Genomic DNA, 15,850 nt, shown 5'->3' on the forward strand with positions numbered 1-15,850 from the left:
ATCCGGAATGAGCTCTGCGGCAGCGTCGACAGGCGCGGCTTTGTTGTTCGGTTCAGGCCTCTCTCGCCCGCAGCGCGGCGGCGGCGGCGAAAGGCGCCCCTGCGATTGCAGCCAGCGACAGGGCGCAAAGAATCAGCAAGGGCGTGTGGAAGGGCACTGTGCCGCCGCTCGCCGCCGCCGCCGTCGAAACGCCGAAAATCAGCACCGGCGTCGTCAGCGGCAGGATCAGCACCGCCATCAAAAGGCCGCCGCGCCGCAGGCCCGCGGTCAGCGCCGCGCCAATGGCGCCGAGCAAGGTCAGGGCAGGGGTTCCCGCCAGCAGCGATGCGGCGACGCCGGCCTGCGCCTGCGGCTCCAGGCCGAGCATCAGGCCAAGCAGGGGCGCCGCGGCGACGAGCGGCAGCGCCGTGAGCGTCCAATGGGCGGCGCATTTGACCAGAACCACCAGCTCCAGCGGCGTCGAGGTCATCATGAAAAGGTCGAGCGAACCATCGTCGGCGTCGGCCTGAAACAAGCGGTCGAGGCCGAGCAAGGTCGCGAGCAGCGCGGCGATCCACAGAATCGCCGGACCGACCCGCGACAAAAGATTCAGGTCCGGCCCCATGGCGAAAGGCGTCAGGCTGACGAGGATCAGGAAGAACACCACGCCCATGGCGCCGCCGCCGCCGATGGAGCGGGCGATGCGCACTTCGCGCAGGAACAGCGCCACAAGCGGCGACATCAGGCGGCTCCGGCGGTGGAAGGGGCGGCATCCATACGCAACTCCTTTGCGTCGATCAGCCCCAGCGGCGCGTGCGTGGCGGCGAGGATCATGCCGCCGGCGCCGCGATGCTCAGCCATCGCCTGCGCGAACCGCTCCTGTGAGCCGACGTCGAGCGCGGTGGCCGGTTCGTCGAGAATCCACACCGGACGCGCGGCGACGAAAAGTCGCGCCAGTGCGACGCGGCGTTTCTGGCCGGCGGAAAGATAGCCAACCGGGAAATCGCCGATCCTCCCGAGACCGACTTTTTCCAGCGCCTGCTGCGGAGAAAATTTTCCGTTCACGCCCAGCATGGACGCCCAGAATCCGAGGTTTTCCAGCGCCGTCAGCGCGGACTTCAGCCCGTCGGCATGGCCGACGTAATGCGCCTGTTCGGACAGGGGCGCGGCGTCGCCGCCGGTGAACACCACTTTGCCGCCGCGCAGCGGCAGAAATCCCGCGAGCGCGCGAAGCAAGGTCGACTTGCCGGCGCCATTGCGTCCGAGCACCAGAAGCGCTTCGCCCGAGGCCAGTTCGAACGAAATATCCTTGACGATGGCGCGACCGCCGCGCTCGATCAGAATCGACCGCGCGGAGAGGTGGAGCCGTTCAAGCTGGTGTGGCAAACGAAATCCTGTTGCATCGGCTCGTCGCGCCGGCGGTCGAAACTTTTGTTTGTGTATCCTGCGTTCGCGGAATTATCTATATTCGTCATTCTCCTTTCTCGCCGACTTTTTCGGGATTTCCAGCGATGGCCTCACTCGACAGCTTCAAATGCCGCAAGACCCTCAAGGTCGGCGCCAGGACCTATCATTATTTCTCGCTGAAGGCGGCCGAGAAGAATGGCCTGAAGGGCATTTCGCAATTGCCCTATTCGATGAAAGTGCTGCTGGAAAACCTGCTGCGCAACGAGGACGGCCGCACCGTCACCAAGGAAGACATTTTAGGCGTCGCCGAATGGCTCGACAACAAGGGCAAGGTCGAGAGGGAAATCGCCTTTCGCCCGGCGCGCGTGCTGATGCAGGACTTCACCGGCGTTCCGGCAGTGGTCGATCTCGCCGCGATGCGCGACGGCATCACGGCGCTCGGCGGCGATCCGGAAAAGATCAATCCTCTGGTTCCCGTCGATCTCGTCATCGACCATTCGGTGATCGTCGACGCCTTCGGGACCAAAAGCGCGCTGAAAACCAATGTCGATCTCGAATACGCGCGCAACGGCGAGCGCTACACCTTTTTGAAATGGGGCCAGGACGCGCTGGATAATTTCTCCGTCGTGCCGCCCGGCACCGGCATCTGCCATCAGGTCAATCTCGAATATCTCGCCCAGACCGTGTGGACGAAAAAGGAAAAATTCCAGCCGGCGCGCGGCAAGGCGGTGAATGTCGAAGTCGCCTATCCCGACACCGTCGTCGGCACGGATTCGCACACCACAATGGTCAATGGCGTCTCGGTGCTTGGCTGGGGCGTCGGCGGCATCGAGGCGGAGGCGGCCATGCTCGGCCAGCCCCAGTCCATGCTGCTGCCGGAAGTCGTCGGCTTCAAGCTGATCGGCAAGCTCAAGGAAGGCGTCACCGCCACCGACCTGGTGCTCACGGTGACGCAGATGTTGCGCAAAAAGGGCGTGGTCGGCAAATTCGTCGAATTCTTCGGCCCCGGGCTCGACGCCTTGGCGCTCGCCGACCGCGCCACCATCGCCAACATGGGTCCGGAATATGGCGCGACCTGCGGCTTCTTCCCCATCGATGGCGAAACCATCGCCTTCCTCGCCAATACCGGCCGCAGGCCGGCCCGCGTCGCTTTGGTCGAGAAATACGCCCGCGCGCAGGGCCTGTTCCGCACCCGCGCCGCCGCCGAGCCCGTCTTCACCGACACGATCGAACTCGAACTCAACACGGTCGTGCCGTCGCTCGCCGGGCCGAAGCGTCCGGAAGGCCGCATTGCTCTCGAATCCGTCGCCGCCGGTTTCTCGGCCGCCATGGAGACCGAATACAAGAAAATCGCTGAGATCGCCGAACGCTACAAGGTCGAGGGCGAGCAATTCGACCTTGGCCAGGGCGACGTGGTGATCGCCGCCATCACCTCCTGCACCAATACCTCCAACCCGAGCGTGCTGATGGGCGCGGGGCTGCTGGCGCGCAATGCGGTGGCCGCCGGCCTCAAGGTCGCGCCCTGGGTCAAGACTTCGCTGGCGCCCGGTTCGCAGGTCGTCGCCGAATATCTCTCCAAGGCCGGGCTGCAGAAATCGCTCGACAAGCTCGGCTTCAACCTGGTCGGCTTCGGCTGCACCACCTGTATCGGCAATTCTGGCCCGCTGCCGGAGAAAATCTCCAAGTCGATCAACGCCAACGGCATCATTGCCGCCGCCGTCCTCTCCGGCAACCGCAATTTCGAGGGCCGCGTTTCCCCCGACGCCCAGGCGAATTACCTCGCCTCGCCGCCGCTGGTCGTCGCCTATGCCCTCGCTGGATCGGTGCAGAAGGACCTGACCACGGACCCGCTCGGCCATAACAAGAAGGGCGAGGCTATCTTCCTGCGCGACATCTGGCCCACTTCGCAGGAAATCCAGGAATTCATCCGCAAGAACGTCACCAAGTCGCTGTTCAAGGCGAAATATGCCGACGTTTTCAAGGGCGACGTCCACTGGCGCAAGGTCAAGGCGCCGCAGAGCCAGACCTACGCCTGGGACAACAAATCGACCTATGTGCAAAACCCGCCCTATTTCAAGGGCATCACCATGGAGCCGAAGGCGGTGACGGATATCGAGGGCGCCCGGGTTCTGGCGCTGTTCGGCGACAAGATCACCACCGACCATATTTCCCCGGCCGGTTCGATCAAGGCGTCCTCCCCCGCCGGCAAATATCTCGTCGCCAACAAGGTGAAGCCGGAAGACTTCAATCAATACGGCACCCGCCGCGGCAATCACGAAGTGATGATGCGCGGCACTTTCGCCAATATCCGCATCAAAAATTTCATGCTCGCTGATGAGGATGGCTCGGTTCCGGAAGGCGGCAACACCAAATTTTTCCCCGGCGGCGAAGTCATGCCGATCTACGACGCGGCAATGAAATATGCCAAGGCCAAGACGCCGCTGGTGGTGTTCGCCGGCATCGAATATGGCAACGGCTCATCCCGCGACTGGGCGGCCAAGGGCACCAACCTGCTCGGCGTCCGCGCGGTCATCGCGGAGAGTTTTGAACGTATCCACCGCTCCAACCTCGTCGGCATGGGCATCCTGCCCCTGACTTTTGAGGAAGGCATGAGCTGGAAGAAACTTGGTCTCAAGGGCGACGAACTGGTGTCGATCAAGGGGCTTGGCGAACTGGCGCCGCGCCAGAAACTCGAGGCGGAGATCACCTATGCCGACGGCACGGTGAAGAAGGTTCCGCTCAACTCGCGCATCCAGACGGCGGACGAGGTTGAATATTACAGGAACGGCGGCATCCTGCATTACGTGCTGCGGCAGTTGGCTGTGGCGTGAGGGGTTTGCCTGATTCGAATGCGAAAGCCGCCGGATCGCTCCGGCGGCTTTTTATGGGGCGCTCAGTCCATGGAGTATTTCAGGGCCGCCAGTTAAATTCCATAATCGGCCTTACCGGATTCGCCGACAGCACCGACAGCGACAACCGCATCCCGGCTATGACGCAAAACGGCGGTCGAAAGTTGCTTCGATCGGTTCACGCAGCGGTGGAGTAGGTAGTTTGGTCAACGTTCTTTGGCGTGGTCCGCTTTCGAGGCAGCTTCAGGTTTCGATCAACCAATGGACCATGCCCGAACGGCCGTGAGCGCTCCTTGTTGACACCATGGCGGCGCATGCAGTCATGATGCCAAGCCACGATAAGAACCATCTTTTGGAGAGAACATTGGCATTTTCCATGTATGCGTCGCGATTCTATCCGAATTGGCCTTCTTGCCAATGACCGAGCTGGCCAAGAGCAAGGGGCTGAAAGCCTACGGACAGGTTGCAAAACAGGTGATCACGCTATGCAGCAGCGCGATCGCCTTCACCGTCACATTTCTGGACAAACTGACGGTTCTCGGGAAAAATGACGTGCGACATGTGGCTACTGGTCTTTACGCAGCCTGGGTATTCTTGGGGCTGGCGATCGTTTGCTCCTTATGGACCCTTACGGCGATCACCAGGATTTTGGTATCACTTGATCGCCAAGCAAATGGATGGCCCCTTAGCGAATCTCAGCGATTGGCTGCCCAAGGCGACTCGGCGCACGTCCGAATTTCCGCATTCATGACGTTTGTAGCCTTTATCGCCGCCATCCTTTCCTTGATCTGGACCGGTGTCCAGCTAGCCCCGCAATGAGTTCGTGCTCCACCCAATGCTACCCTGCGATGCAGCCGTCTCCACTGGCGGGCAGGCTTTTGCGTTGCCGTATTCGACCTTTTTCAATTCGCGCAATTTGCCTTGGCGGATCGGCGTCAGCGTCTGCCTGGCGGGACAGATGAAGGCGTTCTGTTTGGCGAGGTGCGGAAGTTTTTTATTCGTGTGAGCCGATAAGATAGCTCCTTCGAACCGAACGCGACCGCTGTTGGAAATGCGCACTTGTATCGCCAAACAACGCGCATAGGTTGCATATAATTGCGACTGCGGCGCCACGCTTTTCCCGTTTCAACCGTGGGGTTGCATTGCGCGTCGAACCTTCCGAATCTCGCGCCAAGCGAAAACAGTCGCAAGAAAACCATTTATTTTCAAATAGAAAGCGCGAAGCGGCCAAGCCGCGCCCAAGCCGTGTTTCAGAAACATCGAGCCACCCAAGCACACCGAATCTGCCCATAGTCTCTTGTTTATGAGTCCGTTTCGCCAAAGGAGTCGCTGTCACCCATCCCACAACCTCTGCGAGCAGGCGGCGCCGAAATACCTTCTAGGATTCGTCGAGGCTAAGGCGCGGCGTGGGCGCCCATGACAAGCACGGGCGTGACGGCGGCGACCGGCTTCCGAACCGTGGCGTCAGCCAGCGGCGACCTTGACGCCGCCGGGGTGGGTCAGCTTGTCGACTTTCTTGATATGGGCGACCGCGGCGCCGGCGCCAGTGGTCTTCGTGAGCAGGTCCAAGGTCACGTCATCGTCGTCGCGAACCGGGGTCAGCGCCTGATCCATATAGGCCTTGGCGTTGGGGTCGCGCTCGATGGCCCGCGCCTCCAGGATCAGCTTCAGGTTCAGGCTGACCGCCGCGCCGATCTTGTAAATCGATTCCGCGACGAAACGCGGCCAGAACACGAAAGGATTCTCGCGCTTCAGCCCCGGTCGACGCTCGGATGGATGCTTGAGCCTGAACACGCCGTATTGAATCGGATGCACGCCTTCGAGGCTCACCGAGGTCGCGAAGGTCACGAGAACCCGGATGAGGCTGTTCATCCGCACGCCGGTCGCCGCCGCGCGACGCAGCAGCGTCTTCATATGCTCCGGCGAATAGAACAGCGACCAGGCTTCCCGATAGATCGCCTCCCATTCCGCCTTGCTCATTCTGGGATGAGCGGTGCAGATGTGCTCCAGATCGTAATTATTGAGGTCCGGATCCATCGGGACGCCCTTGCGCCACAGGGTCTGATGATCCTCGGAGCCCGGCAGCGGCGTCAGATTGAAGAATTCGAGCCCGTCGAGCGGCAATTCCCGCTTGATGATCTCGATGTCCCGCCGGATCGTCTCCGGCGTGTCCGACGGAAAGCCCAGAATATATCCAGCCAGTGTGATGATGCCCTGCGCCTTCCAGGCGAGCAGCATCTTGCGATATTCGGTGATCTTGTTCTGCCGCTTGTTGGCGGTGACGAGATTGTCCGGGTTGATGTTCTCCAGCCCGATGAACACGCGGGTGACCCCGGCGCGCTTCGATTTCTCGACGAACCCGTCGATCTTGTGGCAGAGCGTGTCGACCTGGATCATCAGTCCGATAGGGATTCCATCCCTTTCGCGCAGAAGAATCAGGCGGTCGAAGATCGATTCCCATTCCTTGTTGCGCGCGAAATTGTCGTCGGTGATGAAGAATTTGGAGACGCCCTGCGCCCAGTTGAGGCGCACCAGCTTTTCCACGTCATCGGCGGTGCGGTAGCGCGACTTGCGGCCCTGCACATTGATGATGGTGCAGAACGAACACTGATAGGGACAGCCGCGGCCGGCGTCGAAACTGGTGCTGTTGCCCCAGGCGCGACCCAGATTGGCGATCGGCAGGAAGGGAACGGGCGCGCCCTCCATTCCCGGAAGGTCTTTCATGAAATTATAGACGGGCGCAAGTTGACCCGCCACCGCGTCGCGCAACACCCGGTCGAGACGGCCTTCCTCGGCTTCGCCCGCGAACATGGCGACGCCCAAGTCGCGGCAGGCGCCGAGTTCGATGGCGTCATTGTCCAGCATCGACAGGCATCCCGACACATGAAAGCCGCCGATGGCTACGGCGATCCCGGCTTCGCGCAGCGGCCGGGCGATGTCGAGGGCGCGCGGATACTGGTTCGACTGTACGCCGACCAGGCAAACCACGCCAAGATTGCCATTGACGCGGAAACGCTCGATCAGCGCCGCCGTATCGATGCGCGTGTTGGTCTCGTCGAGAGCTTCGATGTCTATGGCGACGTCGGGCCCGAGAACCTGCCGCTCGGCGCAATCGGCGGCGATCCCAAAAAGCGCGGCCAGGGAATTGGAGGGAATGATGGTGCGCCACCAGCGAATGACGTAGCCGTCGTCATCATAATGCGAGGGCTTGATGAGCAGGCACAGGAAACGTTTTTTTTCAATCTGGGCGGTTTGCGACACGAACGTCTCCGGTGCTGAAAGTTCGGGCAACCTACCACGACGGACAGGCGCTGTCCCTAATTAGCTGATTTGAAAACTTTCTCGACGCTTCGGACCGAAATCCGAGCCGGCGGGGAGCCCTCAGCCTTCGCCATCCTCTTCCCGCTCCGGGGTCAGCTTCAAAAGGGTGATGCGATTGCGCTGTTTGCGCAGAACTTCAAAGCGAAAGCCGTGGAAGGCGAATTTCTGGCCCTGGTCGGGAATGGCGCGGGCTTCGTGGATCACCAGACCGGCGATGGTGGTCGCTTCCTCGTCCGGCAGAACCCAGTCCATGACGCGATTGAGATCGCGGATCGGCACGGAGCCTTCGACGATCACCGAGCCGTCCGGCTGGCGGCGCAAGCCGGTCACCGCGACATCGTGTTCGTCGCGGATGTCGCCGACAATTTCCTCCAATATGTCTTCCAGCGTCACCAGGCCCTGCACGTCGCCATATTCATCGACAACCAGGGCGAAATGGGTTTTCCGCTTGCGAAAGGCCTGCAACTGGTCTTCGAGCGTCGTCGTATCCGGCACGAACCAGACTTCGAGCGTGATGGTCTCGAGCTTGACCTTGCTCGCGTCGCCGCTCGCCTCGGCGAGGGCGCGAAGCAGATCCTTGGCGTGCAGCACGCCTATGATGTTATCCGCGTGTTCGCGCCACAGCGGGACGCGCGTGTAAGGCGAGGCGACGACTTCGCGCAAGATTTCGGGCATTGGCAGGTCGGCGTCGAGGGTCAGCATTTTGGTGCGGTGGACCATGACATCGGAGACGGTCAATTCCTTGAGGTCGAGCAAGCCGCCGAACATGTCGCGGTCGGAACGGGCGACGTCGCCTTCCCGATGCATCAGATCTACGGCGCTTTTCAGCTCCTCCTGCGGCGTTAGCAGCCCGTGCGCCTCGCCGAGACGCACGCCGCAGACATGCAGCGCGCCGCGCACCAGCTTCTCGACGCCGTAAAGGATGGGGCCGAAAAGGGTGACGAAGAAGGACACCAGCGGCACGACCGCCAGCGACACCCGGTCCGGATAATTGATCGCCACCGTTTTCGGCAGGACTTCGGCGAAGACCAGCAGCAGGACCGTCATCAAGGCGGTGGCGTAAAGCGCGCCGCTGTCGCCGAACAGCGCCACCAGAACGGTGGTCGAAAGCGCCGACGCGCCGATATTGAACAGAGTATTGCCCAGAAGCATCGCGCCGATCAGGCGGTCGCGTCCTGCGAGCAATCGGATGACGGTTTTCGCGCGCTCGTCGCCATGTTTTTCGAGCGCATGCATCCGGGCCCGCGAGGCCGCCGTCAGCGCTGTTTCGGATCCCGAAAACAACGCCGACATCACGATGAAAAAAAAGACGATCGCCGCGGCGACCCAGATATTGACCGGCAAGACGCCGCTCTCGCCGTGCATGTTTCAGACCCCCGCGCGCAATTCGTCGTCGAGAAAGGCGCGCACAGCCTCCGGTTCGACGTTTCTGGCGATAAAGCTTTGGCCGATGGCGCGCGCGAGAATGAAAGTCAACGCGCCGCGCCGCACCTTCTTGTCCTGCGCCATGGCCGCGACGATTTCGTCGGCGCCGGCGCTCCATCCCGGAATCTGGCGAATGCGCGTCATCAGGCCCACGGCGCGCAAGTGCGTTTCGACCCGCTCCGCCGCTTCCGGCCGGCAAAGCCCTTGGGTGGCGGAAAAACGGAAGGCGCAGGCCATGCCGATCGCGACGCCTTCGCCATGGACCAGCCGGGCGCTGTCGTAGCCGACCAGCTTTTCCAAAGCATGGCCGAATGTATGGCCGAGGTTGAGCAGAGCGCGGTCGCCCTGCTCGGTTTCGTCGCGCGCCACCACGGCGGCCTTGGATTCGCAACTCACCGCAATGGCGTGGTCAAGCTCCGGCCCGCGGCGGAAAACCGCCGGCCAATGGGTCTCCAGCCAGTCGAAAAAATCGGGCCGGTCGATCAGGCCATATTTGACCACTTCGGCATAACCGGCGGCGAATTCGCGCGGCGGCAAGGTGGCCAGCGTGTTGGTGTCGGCCAGCACCAGCGACGGCTGGTGGAAGGCGCCGATCAAATTCTTGCCATGGCCCGAATTGATGCCGGTCTTGCCGCCCACCGAAGAATCGACCTGCGACAGCAAACTGGTGGGAATTTGCACGAAACCCATGCCGCGGCGCAGACAGGAGGCGGCGAAGCCGGTGAGGTCGCCGATGACGCCGCCGCCGAGCGCCACGAGATAATCGCCGCGCTCCATCCTGGCTTCCAGCGCCGCCTCGCAAAGTTCCTGGAAATGGGCGTAGTCCTTCGTCGCCTCGCCGGGGGGCAGCACAAGATGGCCATGCCTGACGCCGGCCGCATCGAGACTGGCCTGCAATTTTGCGAGCCAGAGCCCGCCGACATTGGCGTCGGTGACGATGAAGGCGCCGGCCCCTGGCGCCAATTGCGCCAGTTTTTCGCCGGCATGGCCGACAAGATCGGGGCCGATGAGAATGTCATAGGCGCGCGCGCCCAGCTTCACACACACATGAGTCGTCGCTGGAGGGAGAGCAGGAGCGGACATGTCGGGGGGGAATTCTCCTTGTTTGGCTAGATGGCTTTCGAGCGCTTCAAGTATTTCCGCGATGAGGGTCTCATGCGGCGCATCGCGCGACTGCGTCGTCAGGTCGGCTTCCGCGTAAATGTGATAACGTTCATCGATCAACCGGCGCATGACGCGTTCCGGATCGGGATTTTGCAGCAGCGGACGGGTCGGCCTTTTGCGGACCCGCCGCATCAGGACCTCGAAATCGGCCTGAAGCCAGATCGAGACGGCGTGTTGGTGGATCAAGCCGCGTGTCTGGGGGTTGATGAAGGCGCCGCCGCCAGTGGCGATGATTCTTTGGCCCTCGCCGATCAGCCGCGCCAGCACCCGCCGCTCGCCATCGCGGAAATAGGCTTCGCCATGGGTCGAGAAAATTTCGCTCACCGTCAGGCGATGGGCGTTTTCGATTTCATGATCGGAATCGATGAAGGGAAGGGCGAGCCGCTGGGCGAGCCTTTTGCCGATCGCGGTCTTGCCTGAGCCCATCATGCCGACCAGAACGATGGGACGCCCGGCCAAAGCATCCACGATCGCCTGCGCGCGTGAATCGCGGGGCGGCGGCGAGGGCGCCTCCGGGCTTTGAACGATCGCTTGATCCGACATGTTCGCAATGTACTATCACGACGCGAGGGCGAAATTAAACCGGCTTTCGCCACAATCCAACCAGAGCGCCCCATGCCCAGTCTGTTTCGTTTCCTTTTCCTGCTCGCTTTGCTCGCCGGCGCCGCATTTGTGGGCATGGCGGCGCTTGTCGCCTTTGTCGAGCCCGCGCCGCGCGAGATCAGCCAGCCGATCGCGCCGGCTACGCTGAACAAATGACCGGCCCCGGCGCTCCAGCGCATCGCGCCGTCGCGGATTTTCTCGACATGCTCGCGGCCGAGAGGGGAGCGTCCAAAAACACGCTCGACGCCTATTCCCGCGATCTCGGAAATTACGTCGCCGCGCTGGCCAGACTTAGCCGCGACCCCTTGACCGCGACGACGCAGGATATCCGCGAACATCTTGCGAGCCTGGCGAAGGCCGCGCTCAAGCCCTCGTCGACCGCGAGGAAGCTATCGGCGATCCGGCAGTTTCATCGTTTTCTCTGCGCCGAGGAACGGCGCGCTGACAATCCGGCGATTCTGCTGCAGGGGCCGCGCCAGGGGCGGCGGCTGCCGAAAGTCCTGTCGGTCGCGGAAGTCGACGCGCTTTTGCGCGTCGCCCGCGAAGGGCTCGACGATGCGGCCCGTCCCGCCGGCGAAAGACTGCGGGCGCGCCGCGCCGCCTGCTTGATCGAGGTGCTTTACGCCGCCGGCCTGCGCGTTTCGGAATTGGTGGCCCTGCCTTTGTCGGCGGCCAAAATGGCGGAAAAAACCCTCGAACAGGGAGGAGGCTTTCTGGTCATCAAGGGCAAGGGCGGCCGCGAGCGGCTGGCGCCCCTGACCGCCCCGGCCTGCGAAGCGCTCGCCGTCTATCGCCGTCAGCTGATCGAACTTCATCCCGCTTCGGCTGCGCAAAAATGGCTATTTCCTTCCGATGGCGAAAGCGGCCATCTGACTCGCCAGGCTTTTGCCCGCGACCTGAAAATTCTGGCGGCGGCGGCGGGAATTTCTCCCGCCCGCGTCAGCCCGCATGTGCTGCGTCACGCCTTCGCCAGCCATTTGCTGCAAAACGGCGCCGATCTGCGCATTGTCCAGGAATTGCTCGGCCACGCCGACATCGCGACCACACAAATCTACACCCATGTGCTCGACGAGCGCTTGAAAGCCATGGTGCGCGACCTGCACCCGCTCAACGACCAAGATTGAGCCGGAGTTTTAGCGTTGCGAGCTCGAAAACGCCTTGCTGCCCATCGCCGGCTTTTTCGCGCGCTCCAGAAGGAACACCGCCTGTTCGCCGAACAGATTCCAGGCCCACCATGGCGCGTTGACGCGAATCTGGACACCATTGCGGTCCATCGCCATGGCCTTGACGATGCGCGCGTCGATCAGCTCGGCCAGATTGACGAAATCGCGAATGGTGCAGAAGTGGATGTTCGGCGTCTCATACCAGGGATAGGACAGGTTTTCGGTTAGCGGCATGCGTCCGCGCACGCCCAATTGCCAACGGATGCGCCAGTGGCCGAAATTGGGGAAGGAGACGATGGCGCGCTTGCCGATCCGCATCATCTGCTCTAGCACCTTGCGCGGATTGCGCGTCGCCTGCAGCGTCTGCGAAAGAATGACGTAATCGAAGGCGTCGTCGGGGTAATCGGCGAGGTCGATATCGGCGTCGCCCTGGATGACCGACAGGCCTTTGGCGACGCAATCGTTGACGCCCTTTTGCGAGATTTCAACGCCGCGCGCGTCCACGCCCTTATGCTCGGAGAGCAGGCGGAGCAATTCGCCGTCGCCGCAGCCGACGTCAAGCACGCGCGAGCCCGCGGCGACCATGCCGGCGACCAGCAGAAGGTCGATACGCGTCGTCGTGGTTTGCGGCAGGTCGGTCGGGACGGCGTTCAAAATTTCGCGCTTTCTTTTGCCACCAGACCTCGGGCCCTGGCGGCGCCGTGGAGAAACCCCCGCGTGGTGGCGATGAAATCCGGCTCGTCGAGCAGGAAGGCGTCGTGGCCTTTGTCGGTGCTGATCTCGACGAAGGAAACCGAGGCGCCGCCAGCGTTCAGGGCGTGGACGATGGCGCGCGATTCGGCGGTGGTGTAGAGCCAGTCGGAGGTAAAACCGACGACGCAGAAGCGCGTCCTCGAACCCCGGAATGCATGGGCCAGCGAGCCGTCGTAATCCTGCGCCAGGTCGAAATAATCGCAGGCGCGGGTGACATAGAGGTAGGAATTGGCGTCGAAACGGTCGACGAAGGTCGATCCCTGGTGGCGCAGATAGTTTTCGACCTGAAAATCGGCGTCGAAGGAGAAGGTCGGCCCGGCGCGGTCCTGCAATTTGCGTCCGAATTTGCGCTGCAGCGCCTCTTCCGACAGATAAGTGATATGGGCGGCCATTCGCGCCACCGCGAGGCCCTTCGACGGCCGCACGCCCTGTTCGATATAGCGTCCGCCGCGCCAGTCGGGGTCGGCCATGATCGCCTGACGTCCGACTTCGTGAAAGGCGATATTCTGCGAGGAGTGGCGCGCCGCGGTGGCGATCGGCATGGCCGAAAAAACCCGCTCCGGATAGGCCGCGGCCCATTGCAGCACCTGCATTCCGCCCATCGAGCCGCCGGCGACGCAGAACAAGGTGTCTATGCCGAGACGGTCGATCAACATGGCCTGGGCGCGAACCATGTCGGCTATGGTGACCATCGGCAGGTCGAGGCCGAAAGTTTTGCCGGTCGCCGGATCGAGCGAGGACGGGCCGGTCGTCCCCATACAGCCGCCCAGCACGTTCGAGCAGATGATGAAATATTTGTCGGTGTCGAAGGGGCGCCCGGGCCCGACCAGCGCCGACCACCAACCCGGCTTGCCAGTCAAGGGATGAACATTGGCGACGTGCTGATCGCCAGTCAGCGCATGGCAGAGCAGTATGGCGTTGGATTTTTCGGGGTTCAGTTCGCCGTAGGTCTGATAGGCGATAGTGAAGGGGCTGAGCGCGACGCCGGCCGCCATGGCCAGCGGCTGAGTCGCGCCGAAAACGGCCACCAGGCTATGCGGTTGCGCAGCCTCAGTGAGACTGAGAAAGGAATCGGGGGAGGTGTCGGTCAAAAGCGCAACTTGTTCGATTTTCCGAACGGATCGTTTGTTATTTAGGAGCACGGCTTTGGCGAAGTCAAGCAATGCGGCCCGATTTGACGTTTTCCTGCGGGCGCCGGGCGTCTATAGAAAGAGATCCGGGAAAGTTCCGGACCAGAGCCGCACCGTAGCGGCAAAGAAGAGCGATCGCACCCATGAGTCAATTCTCCGCCCTCGAATCCTTGGCCGAACTGCGCGAAGAGATCGATCGGATCGACGGAGAAATGCATAACTTGCTGATGGAGCGCGGCGCTATCATCGACCGGTTGATCACGGTCAAGGCGCGGCAGGGCGGCGGTTCGGCTTTCCGGCCGGGACGCGAGGCCGACATGATGCGGGTGATTGCGGCGCGCCATCACGGCCGCCTGCCGCTCGATACGGTCGAGAGCATCTGGCGGGTGATCATTTCGACCTTCACCTATGTCCAGTCGAATTACGCCGTCCATGCCGACATGTCGGGCGGCGACGCCGCCATGCGGGATTCGGCGCGCTTCCATTTCGGCTTCACCGTTCCCTTGAGCGTTCACGCCAGTCCGGCCGAGACCATCAGGGCGGTCGCCGCTTCGGGACGCGAGGATGGCGGCGGCGATCTCGGGATGTTGCGCGCCAACTGGGGGCCCGAGGACGAAACATGGTGGCGAAAACTCGCCGCCGGGACGGCGCCGAAAATCATCGCCCGCCTGCCCTTCGTAGAGCGATTGAATCATCCGGCGGGAACGCCGATTTTCATTATTTCCAATCCGCTCGCCGAAGCTGCGGCGCGGGACGTGGCGCTTTTTTCCGTAGACTGGCGCGGCGCGCCGGCGCCCGGCGACGGTTATTTTCACGATTCAGGCTGCGAATCCCTGGCGCGCGCGCCGATCGACGATGGAGCATCCCTGCTGCTGTCGACGCCCGGCGACTGGAGCGCCGAAAAGCTGGCGGCGGCGCTGGCCTTGCCGCCGCAGGGCGAAGCCAACTGGATTGGCAGCCACGCCGAGCGTTTTGCCTTGAAGTGATTCGTCAGTACAAAGGCGCCAGACTCGCCGGCAGGCGCAGGGGCCCCAGGAAAACCTGACCATTGGCTAAAACCAGAGGTAGAGCGATCGTATCGGGGTCCGCGGGCTTGGTTGTCGGCTTGCCGAGCAGGGCGCCGATCAGATTCTGCGCATGGGAGGCAAGCGCGGGAACGCCCATGCGGGCCAGCAACGGCCCGGCGCCCTTGGCGGCGGCGTTCAGCCGGCCGGAGGCGCGATGCGCCTCGTCGAGGGCCAGCGCGCCGTCGACGCGAAGGCTCAAGTCGCCGGCCTGCCAATCCAGCATTTCAATGGTGACCGCGCCGGACTTCTGCCGCCAATCCTCCAAAGCGGCGCGCCAGTCGGCGGAAGCTCCCGGCGGCGGAGCGATCCGGCCCGTGAGGGTGAAGCGGCCGAGGTCGCTCTTTTGCGCCAGGGCCTGGAGCGCCGGCGAGGTCAAGCCGTCGCCGGCGACAGCGAATCGCAGCGCGCCGGCGTCCGGCAGAGGCTGGATTTGCGCCGTCAGTTTTTGCAGGTTGAAGGCGATGCCCATATCCGGGCTTTCCGGGCGCCAGTCCAGCGCGACGATATCGAGGTCGGCCTTGTCCAGACCGGCGCGCGACCAGGCGACGTCGAGCGTCAGCCCATCATGGCGCAGTTTCGCCAGCACAGTCCCGTCGGGCTTTTGCAGCGTCAGCGGGCTGGAGAGGGTCATGACGAGGTGGTTGGGAGCAAAAATACTGGCTGCGCCGCTCGCCTCCTCGGCCCTGGCGAGGACTTCGCCTTGGCCGGTCCGCAACGGCGCGGCAAAATTGGCGCATTTCAGACGCAAGCGGAAAGGAAAGCCGCCAATGTCGCTGGAAGCGCAGAAGTCGGCGAGCGAGGCGTCGCCAAAAGTCTTTTCGTGCATATGGCGCGCGAGATTATTCGCCGCATAGAGCCAGAACTCGCCGACGGCCAGGCAAAGCAAGAGGATCAGGCCGAGCAAAAGGCGACGCAGAAAGCGGGACGTGAGCATGGAGGACATGGCGCTCGCGCGAAAGAGGGGTTTGGCGCAGCGGATTTGGGCCGCG

Annotated in this window: 13 protein-coding genes, 1 tRNA gene and 1 pseudogene; 5 read left to right on the forward strand and 10 right to left on the reverse strand. The window is 62.7% G+C overall.

Annotation, left to right across the window (positions count from 1 at the left end; translation table 11 throughout):
• Positions 1-52 precede the first annotated feature (52 nt).
• Together ccmB and ccmA are read right to left on the reverse strand one after the other, a co-directional pair.
• The gene (gene ccmB, locus ACLP2E_RS09535; protein ID WP_442465775.1) at positions 53-724 is read right to left on the reverse strand and encodes a heme exporter protein CcmB; all 672 of its coding nucleotides are present in this window, start codon (positions 722-724) and stop codon (positions 53-55) included.
• Positions 721-1,365, reverse strand: a complete 645-nt coding sequence (ccmA, locus tag ACLP2E_RS09540) for a heme ABC exporter ATP-binding protein CcmA (protein ID WP_442463611.1) — start codon at positions 1,363-1,365, stop codon at positions 721-723. The genes ccmB and ccmA overlap by 4 nt, the downstream gene beginning before the upstream one ends.
• Before the next feature lie 125 nt (positions 1,366-1,490).
• On the opposite strand from ccmA, the gene acnA reads away from it, so the two are divergent.
• Positions 1,491-4,217, forward strand: a complete 2,727-nt coding sequence (gene acnA / locus ACLP2E_RS09545; protein ID WP_442465771.1) for an aconitate hydratase AcnA — start codon at positions 1,491-1,493, stop codon at positions 4,215-4,217.
• Positions 4,218-4,652: 435 nt separating this feature from the next.
• Positions 4,653-5,054, forward strand: coding sequence for a hypothetical protein (locus tag ACLP2E_RS09550; RefSeq protein ID WP_442465772.1), 402 nt, complete (start codon positions 4,653-4,655; stop codon positions 5,052-5,054).
• A 645-nt stretch (positions 5,055-5,699) separates the two neighbouring features.
• Here the strand turns inward: ACLP2E_RS09550 and ACLP2E_RS09555 are convergent.
• The 3 genes from ACLP2E_RS09555 to aroB all read right to left on the reverse strand — a co-directional run bounded on the left by ACLP2E_RS09555 (position 5,700) and on the right by aroB (position 10,688).
• Positions 5,700-7,496 (reverse strand): B12-binding domain-containing radical SAM protein, encoded by a 1,797-nt coding sequence (locus ACLP2E_RS09555; protein WP_442463614.1) that lies wholly within the window; start codon positions 7,494-7,496, stop codon positions 5,700-5,702.
• A 120-nt stretch (positions 7,497-7,616) separates the two neighbouring features.
• The gene (locus tag ACLP2E_RS09560; RefSeq protein ID WP_442463615.1) at positions 7,617-8,921 is read right to left on the reverse strand and encodes an HlyC/CorC family transporter; all 1,305 of its coding nucleotides are present in this window, start codon (positions 8,919-8,921) and stop codon (positions 7,617-7,619) included.
• A gap of 3 nt (positions 8,922-8,924) precedes the next feature.
• Positions 8,925-10,688 carry a 3-dehydroquinate synthase gene (aroB, locus tag ACLP2E_RS09565; protein ID WP_442463616.1) on the reverse strand — a complete coding sequence of 588 codons (1,764 nt, stop codon included), beginning with the start codon at positions 10,686-10,688 and terminating at the stop codon, positions 8,925-8,927.
• A 72-nt stretch (positions 10,689-10,760) separates the two neighbouring features.
• Here aroB and ACLP2E_RS09570 point away from each other — a divergent pair, with 72 nt between their 5' ends.
• Together ACLP2E_RS09570 and ACLP2E_RS09575 are read left to right on the forward strand one after the other, a co-directional pair.
• Positions 10,761-10,904, forward strand: coding sequence for a histidine kinase (locus ACLP2E_RS09570; protein ID WP_442463617.1), 144 nt, complete (start codon positions 10,761-10,763; stop codon positions 10,902-10,904).
• 47 nt (positions 10,905-10,951) lie between these two features.
• Positions 10,952-11,119, forward strand: a pseudogene (locus ACLP2E_RS09575) (site-specific integrase); the annotation flags it as partial.
• Positions 11,120-11,137: 18 nt separating this feature from the next.
• Here ACLP2E_RS09575 and ACLP2E_RS09580 read toward each other — a convergent pair.
• The 4 genes from ACLP2E_RS09580 to metX all read right to left on the reverse strand — a co-directional run bounded on the left by ACLP2E_RS09580 (position 11,138) and on the right by metX (position 13,755).
• A complete protein-coding gene (locus tag ACLP2E_RS09580) occupies positions 11,138-11,563 on the reverse strand; it encodes a hypothetical protein (protein WP_442463618.1) in 426 nt (141 codons plus the stop codon).
• A gap of 91 nt (positions 11,564-11,654) precedes the next feature.
• Positions 11,655-11,782, reverse strand: a tRNA-OTHER gene (locus tag ACLP2E_RS09585).
• 99 nt (positions 11,783-11,881) lie between these two features.
• Positions 11,882-12,496 (reverse strand): methionine biosynthesis protein MetW, encoded by a 615-nt coding sequence (gene metW / locus ACLP2E_RS09590; protein WP_442463635.1) that lies wholly within the window; start codon positions 12,494-12,496, stop codon positions 11,882-11,884.
• A gap of 65 nt (positions 12,497-12,561) precedes the next feature.
• On the reverse strand, positions 12,562-13,755 hold the full coding sequence (gene metX / locus ACLP2E_RS09595) for a homoserine O-acetyltransferase MetX (RefSeq protein WP_442463619.1): 1,194 nt from the start codon (positions 13,753-13,755) through the stop codon (positions 12,562-12,564).
• Positions 13,756-13,937: 182 nt separating this feature from the next.
• Here metX and ACLP2E_RS09600 point away from each other — a divergent pair, with 182 nt between their 5' ends.
• Complete coding sequence (locus ACLP2E_RS09600) at positions 13,938-14,780, forward strand: chorismate mutase (protein ID WP_442465773.1); 843 nt, start codon at positions 13,938-13,940, stop codon at positions 14,778-14,780.
• Between the two features lie 4 nt (positions 14,781-14,784).
• On the opposite strand, the gene ACLP2E_RS09605 is transcribed toward ACLP2E_RS09600, so the two are convergent.
• Positions 14,785-15,850, reverse strand: a 1,066-nt coding sequence (locus ACLP2E_RS09605; protein WP_442465774.1) for a DUF2125 domain-containing protein, incomplete at its 5' end; no start/stop codon positions are given.

The organism is Rhodoblastus sp., assembly GCF_052145335.1.
Taxonomy (GTDB): Bacteria; Pseudomonadota; Alphaproteobacteria; order Rhizobiales; family Beijerinckiaceae; genus Rhodoblastus.